The sequence below is a fragment of the Paraburkholderia sp. GAS38 genome (assembly GCF_050434965.1).
Lineage (GTDB): Bacteria > Pseudomonadota > Gammaproteobacteria > Burkholderiales > Burkholderiaceae > Paraburkholderia > Paraburkholderia phenazinium_A.
On record NZ_JBNDJO010000001.1, the window covers coordinates 808,419 to 823,989 of the forward strand.

13 protein-coding genes are annotated in these 15,571 nt (G+C 66.5%); 7 read left to right on the forward strand and 6 right to left on the reverse strand.

Annotation, left to right across the window (positions count from 1 at the left end; all coding sequences use genetic code 11):
• The first annotated feature begins 59 nt into the window (after window positions 1-59).
• A complete protein-coding gene (locus P3T42_RS03495) occupies window positions 60-1,526 on the forward strand; it encodes an oligosaccharide flippase family protein (protein ID WP_429305177.1) in 1,467 nt (488 codons plus the stop codon).
• Between the two features lie 12 nt (window positions 1,527-1,538).
• Window positions 1,539-3,503 (forward strand): ArnT family glycosyltransferase, encoded by a 1,965-nt coding sequence (locus P3T42_RS03500; protein WP_429305178.1) that lies wholly within the window; start codon window positions 1,539-1,541, stop codon window positions 3,501-3,503.
• Between the two features lie 58 nt (window positions 3,504-3,561).
• Here the strand turns inward: P3T42_RS03500 and P3T42_RS03505 are convergent, their stop codons facing one another.
• Both P3T42_RS03505 and P3T42_RS03510 read right to left on the reverse strand, forming a co-directional pair.
• Entirely contained in the window at window positions 3,562-4,743 is a 1,182-nt protein-coding gene (locus P3T42_RS03505; protein ID WP_429305179.1) for a glycosyltransferase family 9 protein, read from the reverse strand.
• A 42-nt stretch (window positions 4,744-4,785) separates the two neighbouring features.
• Window positions 4,786-5,739, reverse strand: coding sequence for a glycosyltransferase family 2 protein (locus P3T42_RS03510; protein WP_171991683.1), 954 nt, complete (start codon window positions 5,737-5,739; stop codon window positions 4,786-4,788).
• Window positions 5,740-6,106: 367 nt separating this feature from the next.
• Between P3T42_RS03510 and P3T42_RS03515 the strand changes: the two genes are divergently transcribed.
• On the forward strand, window positions 6,107-7,282 hold the full coding sequence (locus P3T42_RS03515; RefSeq protein ID WP_429305180.1) for a glycosyltransferase family 4 protein: 1,176 nt from the start codon (window positions 6,107-6,109) through the stop codon (window positions 7,280-7,282).
• Between the two features lie 76 nt (window positions 7,283-7,358).
• Here P3T42_RS03515 and P3T42_RS03520 read toward each other — a convergent pair whose 3' ends face one another.
• The 4 genes from P3T42_RS03520 to P3T42_RS03535 are packed head-to-tail and all read right to left on the reverse strand — an operon-like array spanning window position 7,359 to window position 11,727.
• Window positions 7,359-8,510: a glycosyltransferase family 4 protein gene (locus P3T42_RS03520; protein WP_074298292.1), complete on the reverse strand. Its 1,152-nt coding sequence runs from the start codon at window positions 8,508-8,510 to the stop codon at window positions 7,359-7,361.
• Window positions 8,507-9,685 carry a glycosyltransferase family 4 protein gene (locus P3T42_RS03525; RefSeq protein WP_429305181.1) on the reverse strand — a complete coding sequence of 393 codons (1,179 nt, stop codon included), beginning with the start codon at window positions 9,683-9,685 and terminating at the stop codon, window positions 8,507-8,509. The genes P3T42_RS03520 and P3T42_RS03525 overlap by 4 nt, the downstream gene beginning before the upstream one ends.
• Window positions 9,682-11,184: a hypothetical protein gene (locus tag P3T42_RS03530; RefSeq protein WP_429305182.1), complete on the reverse strand. Its 1,503-nt coding sequence runs from the start codon at window positions 11,182-11,184 to the stop codon at window positions 9,682-9,684. The genes P3T42_RS03525 and P3T42_RS03530 overlap by 4 nt, the downstream gene beginning before the upstream one ends.
• Window positions 11,185-11,193: 9 nt before the next feature.
• Window positions 11,194-11,727, reverse strand: coding sequence for a GNAT family N-acetyltransferase (locus tag P3T42_RS03535; RefSeq protein ID WP_074301580.1), 534 nt, complete (start codon window positions 11,725-11,727; stop codon window positions 11,194-11,196).
• A gap of 259 nt (window positions 11,728-11,986) precedes the next feature.
• Between P3T42_RS03535 and P3T42_RS03540 the strand changes: the two genes are divergently transcribed.
• The 4 genes from P3T42_RS03540 to P3T42_RS03555 are packed head-to-tail and all read left to right on the forward strand — an operon-like array spanning window position 11,987 to window position 15,555.
• Window positions 11,987-12,238: an acyl carrier protein gene (locus P3T42_RS03540; RefSeq protein WP_074298286.1), complete on the forward strand. Its 252-nt coding sequence runs from the start codon at window positions 11,987-11,989 to the stop codon at window positions 12,236-12,238.
• Complete coding sequence (locus tag P3T42_RS03545; RefSeq protein ID WP_429305183.1) at window positions 12,235-13,509, forward strand: acyl-CoA dehydrogenase family protein; 1,275 nt, start codon at window positions 12,235-12,237, stop codon at window positions 13,507-13,509. The genes P3T42_RS03540 and P3T42_RS03545 overlap by 4 nt, the downstream gene beginning before the upstream one ends.
• Window position 13,510: 1 nt before the next feature.
• Window positions 13,511-14,542, forward strand: coding sequence for an amino acid--[acyl-carrier-protein] ligase (locus P3T42_RS03550; protein WP_429305184.1), 1,032 nt, complete (start codon window positions 13,511-13,513; stop codon window positions 14,540-14,542).
• A 47-nt stretch (window positions 14,543-14,589) separates the two neighbouring features.
• Complete coding sequence (locus P3T42_RS03555) at window positions 14,590-15,555, forward strand: DUF1839 family protein (protein WP_253190255.1); 966 nt, start codon at window positions 14,590-14,592, stop codon at window positions 15,553-15,555.
• The last annotated feature ends 16 nt before the right edge of the window (window positions 15,556-15,571 follow it).

A 15,571-nucleotide genomic window follows, 5' to 3' on the forward strand; every position in this document is an offset into this window, starting at 1 on the left:
CATCGGGCGCCTGGCGCCACGCGCCGGTCGCCTCCTTTCGCCGCAAGCCCGCCGGTCACATGGAAAAAACCCTTCTCAAGAATATCGTCATCAACTTCGCCGGGTTGATCGCACCGACCATCGTGTCGCTCGCGACCGTGCCGGCGTACATTCATCTGATGGGCGTCGAGCGCTACGGTGTGATCAACCTCGTGTGGGCGCTGATCGGCTACTTCAGCCTGCTCGATCTGGGCACCAGCCTCGCCACCGAGAACCAGATCGCGAAAGTCCGCGAAGCGCAGGACGATTCGGTCGAGCGAATTTTCTGGGGGGCCTGCTTTCTCAATCTCGGCACGGGGGTGCTGGGCGGCCTGATGGTGTACTTCGGCACCTATTTCTACGTCTCGTACGGCGTGCATATCGAACCCGCTTTCCGCCGCGAAGTCATGAGCGCGCTGCCGTGGATCGCGATCGCCGTGCCGCTTGCCAACGTCACCTGGGTGTTCGCCGGCGCCATCACCGCGGTCGAGCGTTTTGCCAGCTATAACGCGAACCAGACCCTGGGCACGATGCTGTTCCAGTTGCTGCCGCTCGCCGCCATCTACTGCTTTTCGCCGTCGCTCGCGGTGGTGATTCCGGCGGCCGTCGCGGCGCGCCTGATCGCCGGCATCCTGCTCGGCATCGCGACGTTCCGCGCACTCGGCATCAAGCGCATGCGCTGGCCCGAACGGCGCGTGATCGGGGAGCTGTTCGGCTACGGCAAATGGATGCTGCTGTTTTCCGGCGCGGGCGCGATTTCCGGCTCGCTAGACCGGGTGCTGGTGGGCTCGATACTCGGCGCGCGCTTCGTCACTTACTACGCGACGCCGCAAAACCTCGTGCAACGCCTGAACATGCTGCCGAGCGCGATGCTGCGCTCGCTGTTTCCGCGTCTCTCGGCCGCCTCGCGCACCGACGCCGACGATCTCGCCCGCGATGCGCTGGCGTTCCTCAACGGCGCGTTCACGCCCTGCATGATCGTCGCGTTATTCGCGCTCGCGCCGTTTCTGACGATCTGGCTCGGCGCGCCCATCGCTGCGGCGTCCGCGCCGGTTGGGCGCATCCTCGTGCTCGGCGTGTGGCTCGCGGGCCAGTCGGGCATTCTCGGCATCCTGATCCAGGCCCAGGCCAATCCGGCCTACGTCGCGCGGGTGAGCTGGCTGCAACTGCCGGTGTTCGTCGCGGCGCTCTGGTTTGCGACCCATCTGTTCGGACTGGTGGGCGCCGGCAGCGTCGTGGTCGCCAAGGCGCTGTTCGACTATGGCGCCTACCTCTACTTCGCGCGCCTGCATGTGCGCTTGATTGTCACGAGCATGCTGGCGCATCTGTCGTTCCTGCTGGTCTCGCTTGCGCTCGCCTGCAACCTGAGCGGCTTGCCCGCCATCATCGCCGCGGCCTGCGCCATGACCGGCGCGAACCTCGCGTGGTCGCTGTACCGCTCGCAAGAGTTGCGCGCGCTCGCGCGCAAGCTCTGGACCCGGGTCTCCTTGCCGGCCGGTTCTCACTAATTCGGGTCACTCGTGAAAACCATCAAAGCGCGCCTCAAGATCGAGCCTCTCTTCATCCTGATGGCCCTGGTGCTGCTGGCCTTCGCCTGGCGCGCGGTCTTCATCTACCGCCCGATCGAATGGGTCACGAATTTCTGGCTGTTCGAGGACTTCGGCTACTCGCTGAAAATTGCCCGCAACATTGCGCTGGGGCTCGGAGAAACCTTCGACGGGGTCGTATTCACGAGCGGTTACCAGCCGCTCTATGTGTGGCTGATGGTGCCGGTCTTCTGGATTTTCCCGAAGAATCTGGAAATTCCGGTGTATCTGGCCGAGACGCTGCTCGCCATCTGCAATAGCGTCACCGTGGTGTTCATCTACGCCATCGTCGCCCGGCTGACGAAGCGCCAGTGGAGCGGCATCGCCGCAGCCGCGTTGTGGGCGTTCAATCTCGCGATCGCCCGCAACGGCAGCCTCGGCCTCGAAACCGGACTCTCGACGATGATGGTCGCGGCGACCATGGCCTACGTCGTGTCGCTCGAGATCGGCGAGCACGCCACGCGCAAGGCGCTCGCGCTAGGCGCTTTGCTGGGTGTCACCTTTCTGGCCCGGGTCGACGCGGCCTTTCTCGTCGCCGTCACGCTGCTGTATTTCCTGTCCGGCAAGCGGGCCAGCCGCCGGGAAACCCTGGCATTCCTGATCGTGACGCTCGCGGTGTTCGCGCTGGTGGTCGGTCCGTATTGCCTCTGGAACCAGCTTCACTATGGTTCGCCGTTGCCGACCAGCGGCCAGGTGACCACGGGCAAATCGAGCCTGTTCTCCTCGCCGCTGTCGAACCAGTCGCAGGCCGAACTGCGCAACCACGTGCTATGCGCCTTTTACATCATCGGCCGGATGCTGGTGGGCATCACCTCGGTGAACGGCTACGATCCCTTCTCGACGACGTGGTCGAGGCCCGTTGCGCTGATCACGGCTGCGGTGCTGGTCGCAACGGCGGTCTTCAGCTATCGAAGCTTTCCCGCGAGCCGCCGCCAGATCCTGTTCGTCGCCGGGGTGGGCGGCCTGTACACGCTCGGCAATATCCTCTACGGCCTGATGCCGTATGAGCGCTATTTCCTGCCGCCAATCTTCGCCTTCACGATCCTCGCGACGGTGGCCGCAACCGGCCTGCTCGCTTCGCTGCGCTTTCCCGCCCGCCTGCGCGGCTCCACGATAGCCGCCGCCGTGGTTTTGCCGCTGGTCTGCTTCGGTGTGACCTCGAAGGCCAAGCTGCTGTCGGAAGAGACGCGCACGTATGGCTGGTATGACGGCATCCGGGTGCTGAACCGCATCGCGCGGCCCGGCGACACCGTGGGCGCGTTCCAGACCGGCAACACCGGCTACTTCTACGACAAGGGGCGGGCCGTCAACCTGGACGGTGTGGTCAACATGAACGCCTATCACGCGCGCATGAACAAGACGATCGACGAATACGTCACGCAAAACAACATCAAGTTCATCGCCGACGAGGATCCGTTTCCGCTCTCGCTAACCCGCGACATGAAGACCGAACAGGATCGCGCCAGCTTCCTCGCGCGGCTGTCGCAGGTCTACGCCAATCCAGCCTATCTCTACACGATCTACCGGATCGGCAGCGAACCCTACAAGGCGATCCGCAAACCCGAACCGGCAGCAGGATGGGCCGAAACGCCGCAACCGTATGCCACCTTTCGCCATGCCCTCGTGAGCGCGACGCCCGGTGCCCGCGTAGCGTTCTCGTCCGATCGACCGTTCGATCTGCGCTTCCTGCGTCAGGCATCGTCCGGCATGGCTAATGTCTATCGCGACGGCGTGCTGCTCGACACGGTGGATCTCTACGCGCCGGTATTCGACTCGACCTACAAGTTCCCGGTCTCCGGAGACGGACAGGTGCATCGGTACGAAGTGGAAGTCGCTCAGGAAACGAATGCCGGCTCGACCAGCCATCAGGTGTGGTTCGACGCGATCCTCGAGCGGTAGGGAGGCGGGCACACCACGCGCGGCATGCGCGGGCATGGATGGCCCATTCGGCCGGGTCTCAGCCGCGTGCTTCCGCGCTCAAGGTGCGCTGCGTTTCGCCGCGCAACTGCATGGCGCGCAGCACTGCCTGCACAACCTGCTCCACGGTCGGCCAGTTGCCCGCAGCGGCGCCCGTGGCGCTCTTCAACGGCGCCACGCTGCTATACGGCGGCGCGTAGCCCCAGACGGTATCGTGCGCTTTCGCATCGGCAAACGTGCCACCCAGCACCGCCACCGTGGGACGGCGAAAAGCGGCGGCCGCATGCAGGAGCATCGACGGATTGGTCAACACCACGTCGGCCTGCTCGGCGAGCGCAAAAGTGCCCCGCAACGAGACGCGGCCGGCAAGCGAGCGGATCGTCACGCCGCTGCCGCAGGCCGCGACGATCTCGGCGGCTTTCGCCTCATCGGCGGCACCGCCGACCACCACGATATCGAGCGCGTGACCGAGCGCATGCGAGAGGGCCTCGAGCGCCGCGATCAACGCCTGTGCCGGCCAGCTCTTCTCGACCAGACCGGCCGCGCAACCCACCAGCAGACGCAGCGGTTCAGGCTGGCTGGAACCGGCCGTGCGCCAGAGCGCGGCGGCTTGCGCGCGCTCGGTGTCGGTGAGGTACAACTGCGGCCGCGGCTCCGGGAGCCTGCTGGCGCCGAGCAATTCGGCCTGCGCCAGCGCCGCCCGCGCCACGTGGATCTCCGGTGTAAACACGATATGCGAACGGCAGGCACTCCAGCCGCCGCGATACCCGCGCACGCCTACCCGGTAGCGGACTTTCGCGCGCATCATCAGCAAGGCGCCCACGTGCGAGCCGAGCACATCGATGCCGACGTCGAAGCCATTGCGGCGGCGCAAGGCCGCAACCTGCCCGGAGCGCCAGATGAACTGCGCCACGTCGAGCGGCGACTGGTTGCGCACGACCTTGTTGTTCCACGGTGCGTCGAGCTCGACGATCTCGTCGACATAAGGATTGTTCTCGAGGATCGGACGCCCCCAGCGGCCCACGCCGGCCACGATGCGGGTCGCCGGAAAGCGCCATCGCAAGGCCTGAAAGAGCGGCGTCGTGGTCAGCAGGTCGCCGAAATCGTTGGGCCGCAGCACGAGAATATCGCGCGGCGTCTCGCGCAGCGGATCGATGCGCGGCCGATGAAACTGCCCGGCCGTCCAGACTGGTATCTCCAGTAATGCGCCCTTCCACCCCATTGCGACTCCTCCAGGTTCGACATCCGCACGGCGCGGCGCCACTCAGCCTTGCACGCCGGCACGCCATACCTTCGATATCCTGACGATCGGCACGAGCTGGGACAACGCCCGGCGCCGCGCCAGATACAGTGTGAGATGACCAAAATAGATCAGCAAGAAAGCCGCGCAACGCGACAGGCTAGGCTCGATCAGCCGATACCGTTTCACGCCGATATAAAGGCGCGCTGCCTCGCAATTCAGCTGATAGCGCGTGAGCCCGTCCACCGCACCGGCGCCGTTCAGGACGCCGCCGCCCGGCATGGTGTCCCGCGAGCACAAGGCGGGCTCCAGATCGATCCGGTAGCCGCGCCTGAGCGCTCGTAAGGACAACTCGGCATCTTCGGTGCCGAAGAAAATGTTTTCGTCCCACAGGTCGTGGGTGAATAGCGCCAGCGGAAAGACCGACGCATGCAGGTTCACGCACTGCGGCTCGCGGCCTTCCTTGAAATAGCCGGTGAACGACAGGCGCACCGGCTTGCACTCGTGCAGGCCTGGACCGCTCGACGCCCCGCCCGTCAGCATCGTCATGCGCCGCTGCAGGACGGGCAGGCTGGCGAAATGCTGACGCGCGACGGCGAAGAAATCGGCGTAGACCAGAATGTCGTCGTCGACGAACGACACGTAGTCGCATTTCGGCGCGTGTTCCAGGCAGTATTTCACTGCGTTGTTGCGATTGGCGCAGACGCCGCGCCGCGGTCCGGCGAGATACACGACGCCGGCGTGAGCGGCCACCACCGCTTCGTTGGCCGCACGCACGGCCGGCTCGGGCGAATCGTCGCTCACCACCACTAGCGCCGCGGGCGGCTCGCAACGCGCCAGATTGGCGAGGCACGCCGCCAGCGTGTCGACCCGGTTCATGGTCGTCACGCAAACGGCGAAGGCCGGCTGCCAGTCCGGTGGGTTGCCCGGTTCCGCTATCGCCAAGTCGGCTTGCGCCACTGGCCCTGGGTTGCTCATCGCCGCACTCCGCCTGGGAAATCGTCGTGGTGCGCCACGCTCGGGCACACCTGTCTGAATCTGCCTAACGCGCGCCATCCGCTACGAAACCGCCGCATGGTGCGCTGCATCGTGATCATGAAAGCTGCGGCTTCTACCGTCTGTGCGCTCGCCCTCCCTTCGGCGCCATGCGTCCCGCCGCCCGGATCTCGGGCCGACACGTCCGCGCCGGCGCGGCCATGCTGCGCTGCGTGTGCTGCCGAACCGACGCCGGCGGCGCGCGTCGATGAAATGCAATCTGATAAGGCACGTGAGCGACGCGCCGGGACGGTTCGCCCGGCGGCGCGCTCGACGCCCGCACAGACCGGCTATGGACAGGGGAGCAGCAGTGCAAGACAAGAGTAAAACAGTCGGCTTTTTACTGCGCTCGGTGCACTGTAACGACGGCGTGGCGTCCCATTGCGAAACCCTGATTGGCGCCTTGAAACGCAATGGCTGGCGCGTCATCGTGATAAGCGGCGCGGTCGACTACGACGCCCGCTCGGAGATGCGCTATCGCAATCTGATGTCGCTCGTCGAGCACTGGGAAGTGATCGAAGGATTGAATACGGTCACGCCGTCGATCCGCCACATCGCGCGTTGCCGGCATGTCATGAAGCAGCACCACGTGTCGATCCTGCACGGCCACGGCTTCTCGGCGCTGCCGCTCGCGGCGTTGCTGCGCCTGCTGACCGGCGTGCGCTGCGTCGCCACCTTCCACCCCTCGCTGCACGGCACCGATCCGCAACAGATGACGTCGCAAACCAGACGGCGTCAGCAGTCGCTGAAATACCGGCTGCTGTTTACGCTCGCCTCGCCCAAGGCCCTGATCGCCACCTCGCTCGAGATCCGCGACTGGCTGCTCGGCGACGTGGGTCTGCCGCTGGCCAAGGTCATTCACATTCCGCTCGGCATCGATTCGGACGCCTACCGTGAGCCTTCGCCCGCGGAACGTCTGGCCGCGCGCCGGGCGTTGAACATCGCCGACGACGAATGCATTTTCCTGCTGGCCGGCCGTCTCTCGTGGAACAAGGGGCACGACGTGCTGATCGATGCCGCGCGGATCGTCAAGACACGTCTGCCCGCGGCCAGGTTCCGGGTGGTGTTTGTCGGCTCGGGCGATCAGGAAGAGGAGATCAAGGCCTACGCCTTCAAGGACGGCACCGGCGCGGACCTCTTCACGTTCCTCGGTTTCGTGAAAAATCTGCCGGCGGTGTATTGGGCCAGCGACGTGTTCGTGCTGCCCAGCCGCTATGAAGGGTTCGGGCTGGTCGTCGCCGAGGCGATGTGTGCGGGACTGCTGCCGGTGCGCACGCCGAGCGGCGGTTCGCGCGATCAGATCGAAGACGGCGAATGCGGCTTCATCACGCCGTTCGACGAACCGGAACCACTCGCGCGCATCATCGCGACGTTGCTCGAGGACGTGCAGTTGCGTCAGCGCACCGCCGCCAATGCCGTGCTGAAGGGCAAGGCGCTGTTTTCCAAACAACGCATGGCGGAGCGCACCGCGCTGCTGTACGAGTAAGCCGCGCGGCCGCTTCGGGTACGGCGGCATCCGTCAGCGCGTCGGTGCGCCGGTGCGTCAACGTGCAGTCAGCGCATCAGCGCTCGCTCACCGCTTCCCGATACACATCGGCCACCTGAGCCGCGACCACCGCGCGGTCGAAGTTTGCACGCGCGTAGGCACTGCAGGCCTCGCTGCCCGGCAACACCCGGCGCCCCAGCAGCGCATCCACGATGCCGCTGCCGATCGCATGAAAGCCGACCGAACCCAGCACCAGATCCGGCGAGAGCGGCGCCACCACTTCCGGCAGGCCGCCCACGGGCGTCACCAGCGCCGGCGTGCCGGCCGCCAGCGACTCCGCCGTCGTCAGGCCGAAGCCTTCGAGCGCGACGGTCGGCACCACCGTCACGTCCGCGCTGCGGTACCACAGGGGTAACGCGGCGTCGGCGACGAAACCGGCCAGCTTGACGTGCCCAGTGAGTCCGCGCTGCTCGATCCGCATCAGCAGCGCCGACTCCAGCGGGCCTTTCCCGGCGATCGTCAGCAACACATCGGGCACCGCCTGCTTGACCACAAACATCGCATCGATCAGATTTTCGAGGCCCATGCGCGACACCAGACGCCGGATGCAGAAAATCTGCGGGCGGTCGTTCGGCAGGCCCAGTGCGGCGCGCGCCTGCTGCCGCGTGAGCGACGTATGGAAGTGGTCGACATCGACGCATCCGGGCACGACACGGATCGTCTCGTCCGAGACCCCATAGCTTTTGCGCAGGATGTCGCCGAACGCGTGCGAGAGCACGATATGGCGCTGGGCGCCCCGATACACCGACCACTCGAGCGCATGGCGAAACGCGCGCGATACCCCGCCGCGTCCTTCCGCCGTGCTTTCGGCCGCCCACGGTCCGTGAAAATGCACGACGCGCGGCACACGCGGAAACACCCCGATGGTCGGGGCCGCATACAGCGCGAAGTGCGTGGCCACCACATCGGGAACCGACACGCGCTTGAGCCGGCGCGAGTGCGCGCGCATCTGCCACATCCGGGTTCTGAGCGGCTCCTGTGCCGCCGCGAAGGCGTCGACGACGCCATGCGAGTCGGCCAGCACGCCTGTGCTGCCGGCCACCAGGCCGCGCACCGTCACGCCCTGGCCGGGCAGCGACTCGATCAGCTCCTTGAACATGCGATCGAGGCCCCCTGGGCGCTCGCCGAACCAGTGCATGCCGATCTGCAGCGAATCGATCGTGCTCATGTTTCGGTCGACACGCTAAAGCCCCCGACCGGGGCGAGTTGCGGCACCCGCCGCGCGCAGAGCTCCTCGTAGAGCGACAGATAGCGCGTCGCCATGTTTTGCCAGCTGAGCGTCTGGGCCCGCTCGCGCGCGGCGCGTCCCATGGCGCCGGCATAGGCCGGGTCAGAGGCGAGCCGCGTCACCGCCGCGGCGAGACCGGCCACATCCTCAGGACTCCCCAGCACGACGCCGCAGTCGTCGTCGATCACTTCGGCGCCGCCGGCCGTCGCGGCGGTCACCACCGGCAGTGCGCTCGCGAGCGCCTCCAGCATCACGAGGCTCATCGCCTCGTAGCGCGACGGAAACACGAACGCATCCACGGAGCGCATGAGCGCCGGCATGTCCTTCACGAATTCGACGAAATGCACCCGCTCTGCGACGCCCAGCGTCTGCGCCAGGGCGGGATACGGGCTGTTGCGCAGCGCGCCGGCCACGGCGAGATGCACGTGCGGCGGCATCGACACGAGCGCGCGCAGCACCGCGTCGAGGTTCTTGCGCGACAGGCGCAGGTCGCCCGCGAACAGCAGCATGAACGGCGCCTCGGGCAAGCCGAAGCGCGCGCGCTCCGCCGCGCCGGGTGCAAACTCCGTCACGTCGACGCCGTTGTGGATCACCTGCATCCGCTCATCGCCGATGCCGAGCGAGCGCACCTCGGCCGCCACCTTGAGCGACACCGGCACGACCACCCGCGCACGGCGCAAGGCACGCTTCTCGCACCATGCGTTCAGGCGCGTGTAGAGCACCTGATAGGCCGGATACGCGCCGTCGCGAATCCGGAACGGATAGAAGCCGCAGCGATACCAGCCGTCGTGCACGAAGTGGACTGTGTTCACATCGGCGCGGGCCCACGTGATGAAACCGTTCACGTGAATCACGTCGAACTCGGCGCGGTGGCGGCGAATCCACAGCGCGCTCTTCAGCGCAAACATCTGGTACTGCAGCAGGCGGGTCGGCAGACGGCTCGCCGGAATCTGCACGAAGCGCACGCGCGGCAGCGCGAGCAGCGCCGGCGCCGCCTGCGAGCCGAGCAGCGTCACCGAGTGGCCGGCCGCGAGCGCGGCGCGCACGATCTCGTAGTTCACCCGGCCCTGGCCGTCGTTGATCACGAAGGCATGGGTCACGATCAGGACTCTCATAGCACCGCCGGTGATAGGACGTTATCGATGCGCGCGGTCTTGCGCGGACTCGCGTGCGCATTCATGGCGCGGGAATAGCGCAGGCCGATCACCGGCATCACCACGCCGATCATGAAGAACATGCCCCCTGCCGCCTGCAGCGTGTTCATGAAGATCATCATCGAAAAGATCGCGAGCGCCGTGCCGACACCGGAAATCGCCACACGGTCCCGCTTGCGCGCGTAGCTCGCGGCGAAGGCGCGCCAGATCAGCGTGAGCAGGCCCGTGGCATACAGCAGCGTGCCGGGCCAGCCCATCACGTAGGGCACCTCCATCAGGCCGCTGTCGAACACGACGTTGACCTTGGTGGGGTCGTCCGCCAGCTTGGTGCCGATGCCGGTCATGCCGAAGCCCTCGCCCGAGATATCGGACAAGGCCGTGAACAGGAAATTCTTGTAGAAGTTTTCGCGCACGCGGTAGCTGCTGTCGTCGTTGATGTTCTGAAACGACTCGACGCGCTTGATCAGCGGCGTGGCGATTTCGTCGATCATCGTCAACGGCATGCAGATGCCGGCGAAGGCCACCACGCCGACGATCAGGCGGACGCGGCTGCGGCCGTCCAGCATCGCCAGCGGGTACAGCAGCCCGATCGTCCAGCCGCCCCACGCCGCCCGCACCGACGTGAACAACAGCGCCGGCACGCCCACCACGGCCGCGGCGGCGCGCATCTTGCCGCGCGCGGCGAGCGACATCAACAGGCCCACCATGATGGCGATCCCGAACGGACCCGACGAGTTCATCGTGCTCGAGATGCGCATGCTGAACGGCACGGGCAGACCGTCCGACTCCATGCCCGAGGAGATGAGCCAGAACGCGTCCCACGGCGGCGGGCTGACGAACTGGATCACGCCGTACGCCCCCATCACGAAGGTGCCGTAGACGAAGGTCTTCAGCAGCACCCGGTGATAGGCGGGATACTCCTGCCAGGTCACGATCATGCGAAAGCCGATCAGCGTGGGAAACATCCAGCCGCACAGCGTGAACGCCGCCGGCGCAATGCCGGCGCGCACCACGCCGATCAGAAACGCGTACAGCAGCGCCGTCATGATCAACAGCAGCGGCGCGGCGCAACGCTGCCCCAGCATGCGGTAGTGCGTAAACACCGCCATGCCGGAGATGGCCGCCGCGAGCAGCGGCGCGACCATGATCATGCTGCGCGGATTGAACGAACCGTTGAAGAAGTCGGCAAAGCGCCGCACTTCAGGCGTGAGAAAAAACAGCCAGCAGACGAAGCCGAGATAGTGCGCCGGATAGCGGCGATAAAGCCGCCAGGCGATCGGCACCGTCATGGGGGTGAACGCCAGCTCGAGCAGCTTGCCCTGATGCGCGACGATCAGGACCAGCGTCACGACCAGCAGGCTGACCTGCATGCCCACCGGCCCGGCGACGCGCGAAGCCAACGAGCTCGCCTTCGGATGCGCCCGGGTGCGCGGCAACGGCAGAGCCGCAGTGCGATTCATCGCGCGCCCTTAGAGCAGTTCGAAGGTGCTGGCCACCGGCGCGGCAGTGCGCTCGCGGCGCCAGCTTCCCAGGGCCGTGCGCGCGCCGCGCAACTGGCAGGTGAGGCCGATGAACGGCACCCCATGTTCGAGAAACGGACCTTCGGTCTTGCGAAAGCCGAACTGCTCGTAGAAACCGCGCAGGCTGACCGGCGCGGTGACCCGCACGACGCGCGCCGCCCAACGCTCGGCAATCGCCTGCAACACCCGCTCGATCAGCATTTCCGCCGTGCCGTCGCCGCGCCGCGCGGGACTCGTCAACACCTTGTCGATCACCACTTCCGGATCTTCCGCGTCGCCAGGCTGAATGCGCGCATACGCCATCACCGGCATGGGCCGCGACATGTCTTCGACTGCGAAGACATGCAGGGCCTGCTCGTCGTGCCCATCGGCATCGAGACACACATGGGATTGTTCGACGACGAACACCGCACTGCGCGCACGCATGACCAGATACAACTCGCGTGCCGTGAACTGTTCGAATTCGAGCGTTTTCCAGTTCATCAGATTCCCCCAGCGATTCGTTTGACGGGACGAGCCCGTTGCCATGACTGCACGTTACCTCCGGCGACCCTTGAATCTCCGTGCGGAAGCGCACCGACGATGCTGCATCGCGATCAGTTAAATACGGACAGCCGGCACACATCGTCCGAACCTGCAGCGCTCGGCGCATCCGGCAACGCATTCGCCGCCCGGGGGCGGCGAATGCGGCGAATCCAACCAGAAGCGGCTTAGCGACATGTCCTTGAGGGGGCGCCTTCCCATGAAAACTGCACTGCGACGCATTCTTTCCGAGTCCGCACGTCTCGACGTGCCGCCCGACACCCTGGCGGACGACGCCGACCTCTACGCGGCAGGCCTGTCGTCGCTCGCGACCGTGCACCTGATGCTCGCGATCGAAGACGAGTTCGACATCGAGATTCCCGACCGCATGCTGACCCGCCGGCTCTTTTCGAGCATCGATTCGCTGGCCGCCGCGGTGAGCGAGCTACAACAGGCAAAGGCGGCCGCATGAACGCCCCGCTGATGCACGACGCGGGCCCGCTCGACGGCCCACCTCCCGACGCGACGGCCGGCGGCGCGTCGCTCGCCGCCGTCGAAGCCGACGCCGGCTGGCGCGCCGCCGCCCAGCGCGCGGCGCAGGTCGCCGCCCAGCATGCGGACGCGGTGGACCGCGAAGCCCGCTTTCCGAGCGAAGCGTTCGACGCCCTGCGCCGCGAGCGGCTGCTCTCCGCGCTGGTGCCGCAAGCGTTCGGCGGCGCGGGCCTGCCGCTCGCCGACGTCGCCGCGATTTGCGAAATCCTCGCGCAAGGCTGTGCTTCGACCGCGATGGTGTACGCGATGCACCAGATCCAGGTAGCCTGCATCGAAGCGCATGGCAGCGCCTCGCCGTGGCACCAGGCCCTCCTCGCGCAACTGGTCGAACAGCAATGGCTGCTCGCCTCGGCGACCTCCGAGGAGACCATTGGCGGCAACATGCGCACCAGCGCCTGCTCGGTCGAACTCGACGGCGAGCGCCTGCGCATCGAAAAGCTGGCGCCGACCATCTCCTACGGCGCGCAGGCCGACGGCATTCTCGTCACGGCACGCCGCACGGCGGAATCGGCTGCGGCCGACCAGGTGATGATCGTCGCGTTGCGCGCCGAAACGACGCTCGAAAAACGCGGCGGCTGGGATTCGATGGGCATGCGCGGCACCTGCAGCGAGGGCTTTCGCCTCGTCGCGACCGGCCTGGCCGAACAGATCCTGCCGACGCCGTTCGCCGAGATCGCCGACCAGACCATGCTGCCGATCTCGCACACGCTGTGGGCCGCGGTATGGACCGGCATCGCCACCGATGCGGTCAATCGCGCGAAAGCGTTTTTCCGCGCCCAGGCGCGCGCCAAACCCGGTTCGGTGCCGCCGGCCGGCCTGCGTCTCGCCGAAGCCGTAGGCCTCCTGCAGATGATGCAGGCGCGCCTCGCCGTCGCACTCGACGCCGCCCGTGTCGCGCATCACGCCAAACAGGGCGCCTGCCAGGCCGATCTGCCGCTGTCGGCGCTGCTCGGCTTCGCCTCCGACATGAACACGTTGAAAACCAGCATTTCGACGACCGCGCTGCAGGTGGTCCACGAAGTGCTGATGATCTGCGGCATGGCCGGTTACAAGAACGGCACCGAGTACAGCGTGGGCCGCCATCTGCGCGACCTGTATTCCGCGCCGCTGATGATCAACAACGACCGCATCGCACAGAACACCGCGAGCCTGCTGCTGGCGCAGCGTCCGGCCGCCCCGGGGAGAGCCTGAGATGAACACGATGACCGACACCGCCGCCCTCGCCGCCGCGCAAGCCGAAGCCGCCCCGGCCGCCCCCAGCTTTCGCGACGAACTGCTCGAGAAGGGCATCCTGATCGATACCGGCGAAAACGGCCTGTATGGCCGCAGCCAGGTGTTCGAGGACGTGGTCGAACGGCTGAACGTGGCGATTACCCATCTCGGCGCCGACCAGCAGCCGGAAGTGCTGCGCTTTCCGCCGGCCATGCGCCGCACCGACTTCGAAGATAGCGAATATCTGAAGAGCTTCCCGAATCTCGCCGGCACGATCCATTCGTTCTGCGGCAACGACATGGGCCACCAGCGCCTGTTGCGCGCGCTCGACGACGCCATGACCGAGCGCGACGACGACCGCAGCGACGACTGGATGGCGCAGCAGAAACCCACCCGCGTGGTGCTGACGCCGGCTGCCTGCTATCCGATCTATCCGGTGATGGCGCGGCGCGGTCCGCTGCCTGAAGAAGGCCGCACCATCGACGTGCTGTCGTATTGCTTCCGCCACGAACCGTCGCTCGATCCGGCCCGCATGCAGATGTTCCGCCAGCGCGAATACGTGCGCCTCGGCAGCCCGGACCAGGTGATGGCGTTTCGTCAGATGTGGATCGAACGCGGCTCGGCGCTCGTGCACATGCTGCAGTTGCCGGTCGACGTCGACCTCGCCAACGATCCGTTCTTCGGCCGTGGCGGCAAGATCGTCGCGGACAGCCAGCGCGCCCAGGCGCTCAAGTTCGAGCTGCTGATTCCAGTGGCCAATGCCGACGGCAAGACGGCCTGCCTGTCGTTCAACTATCACATGGACCACTTCGGCGCGATCTGGAAGATCGAATGCGCGGACGGCTCGGTGGCGCATACCGGTTGCGTGGGCTTCGGCATGGAGCGCATCACGCTGGCGCTGTTCCGCCATCACGGCCTCGACGTCAACGTCTGGCCCGACGACGTGCGCGCGCTGCTGTGGGGCGACACTCGGGCGCGCGTGCTGCAGGGACTCGCGGGAGGCGCCGCATGACGCCCCCGCTCACGACCGCGCTCACCGGCTCGCTCCGCGCGCTGGCCATGCCCCACCCGATGCGCTCGCACCAGCCGCATGCCTTGCATCAGGGCGACCGGGTCTGGCAGGAGACCAATTGCTACGTCGACCTGTGGATCGAGCTGCTGCACGGCTTCGGGCTCGACCCGCGGGCAGCCTTCGCGTTCACCGTGACGCAGGACTTCGAGGGCGACCAGTTCACCTTCTTCAAGTTCCCGCTGGAGGATCTCGAGCGGCTCTACGGCACCCAGGTGCAGGAACTGGCGATCTACGACTCGCTGGAAGACCGCGTGCTGGCGCAGACCCTGCGCGGCCACACGGTGCTGGTCGAGGTGGACGGCTACTATCTGCCGAACACGCGCGCCACTTCGTACCGGCGCGAACATCCGAAGACCACCGTCGGCATCGACTTCATCGATCCGGCTGGGCAGCGCCTCGGCTATTTCCACAACACCGGTTATCACCTGCTCGAAGGCGAGGACTACGAAGGGGTGTTTCGCAAGCTGCCGCAGTTCAGCGGGCAGGCGGACCTGCTGTTCCCGTACGTCGAATTCGCCAAGCAGGTGCGGCCCGCGCTCGAAGGCACCGCGCTCGCGGAAGCGTCCGCGGAACTGCTGTGTACCCATCTGGCGCGCCGTCCCATGCGCAACCCCATCACGCAGTGGCGCGCCGAGTTTCCGCAGCAGCTCGACACGGTGCTCGCGCGCGGCGAGAAATTTTTCCACCTCTATTCGTTCAACCTGATGCGGCAACTGGGCGCGAACTTCGAGTTCCTGGCGAAGTACCTGCAGTGGCTGTCCGTGCAAGGCTTCGACATTCCTCCGGAGATTGCGGGTTCGGCGCAGAAGATCGCCTCGGAGTCGATGGTGATGCAGTTTCGCCTCGTGCGGGCCATGGCGCGCGGTCGCCACGACCTGTGCAACGACTGCTTCGACGTGCTTGAAAACGCCTACGACAAGACCATGCCGCCGCTTGCCGCGCTCGCGTTTTGACGCGCTACGCTGCCCG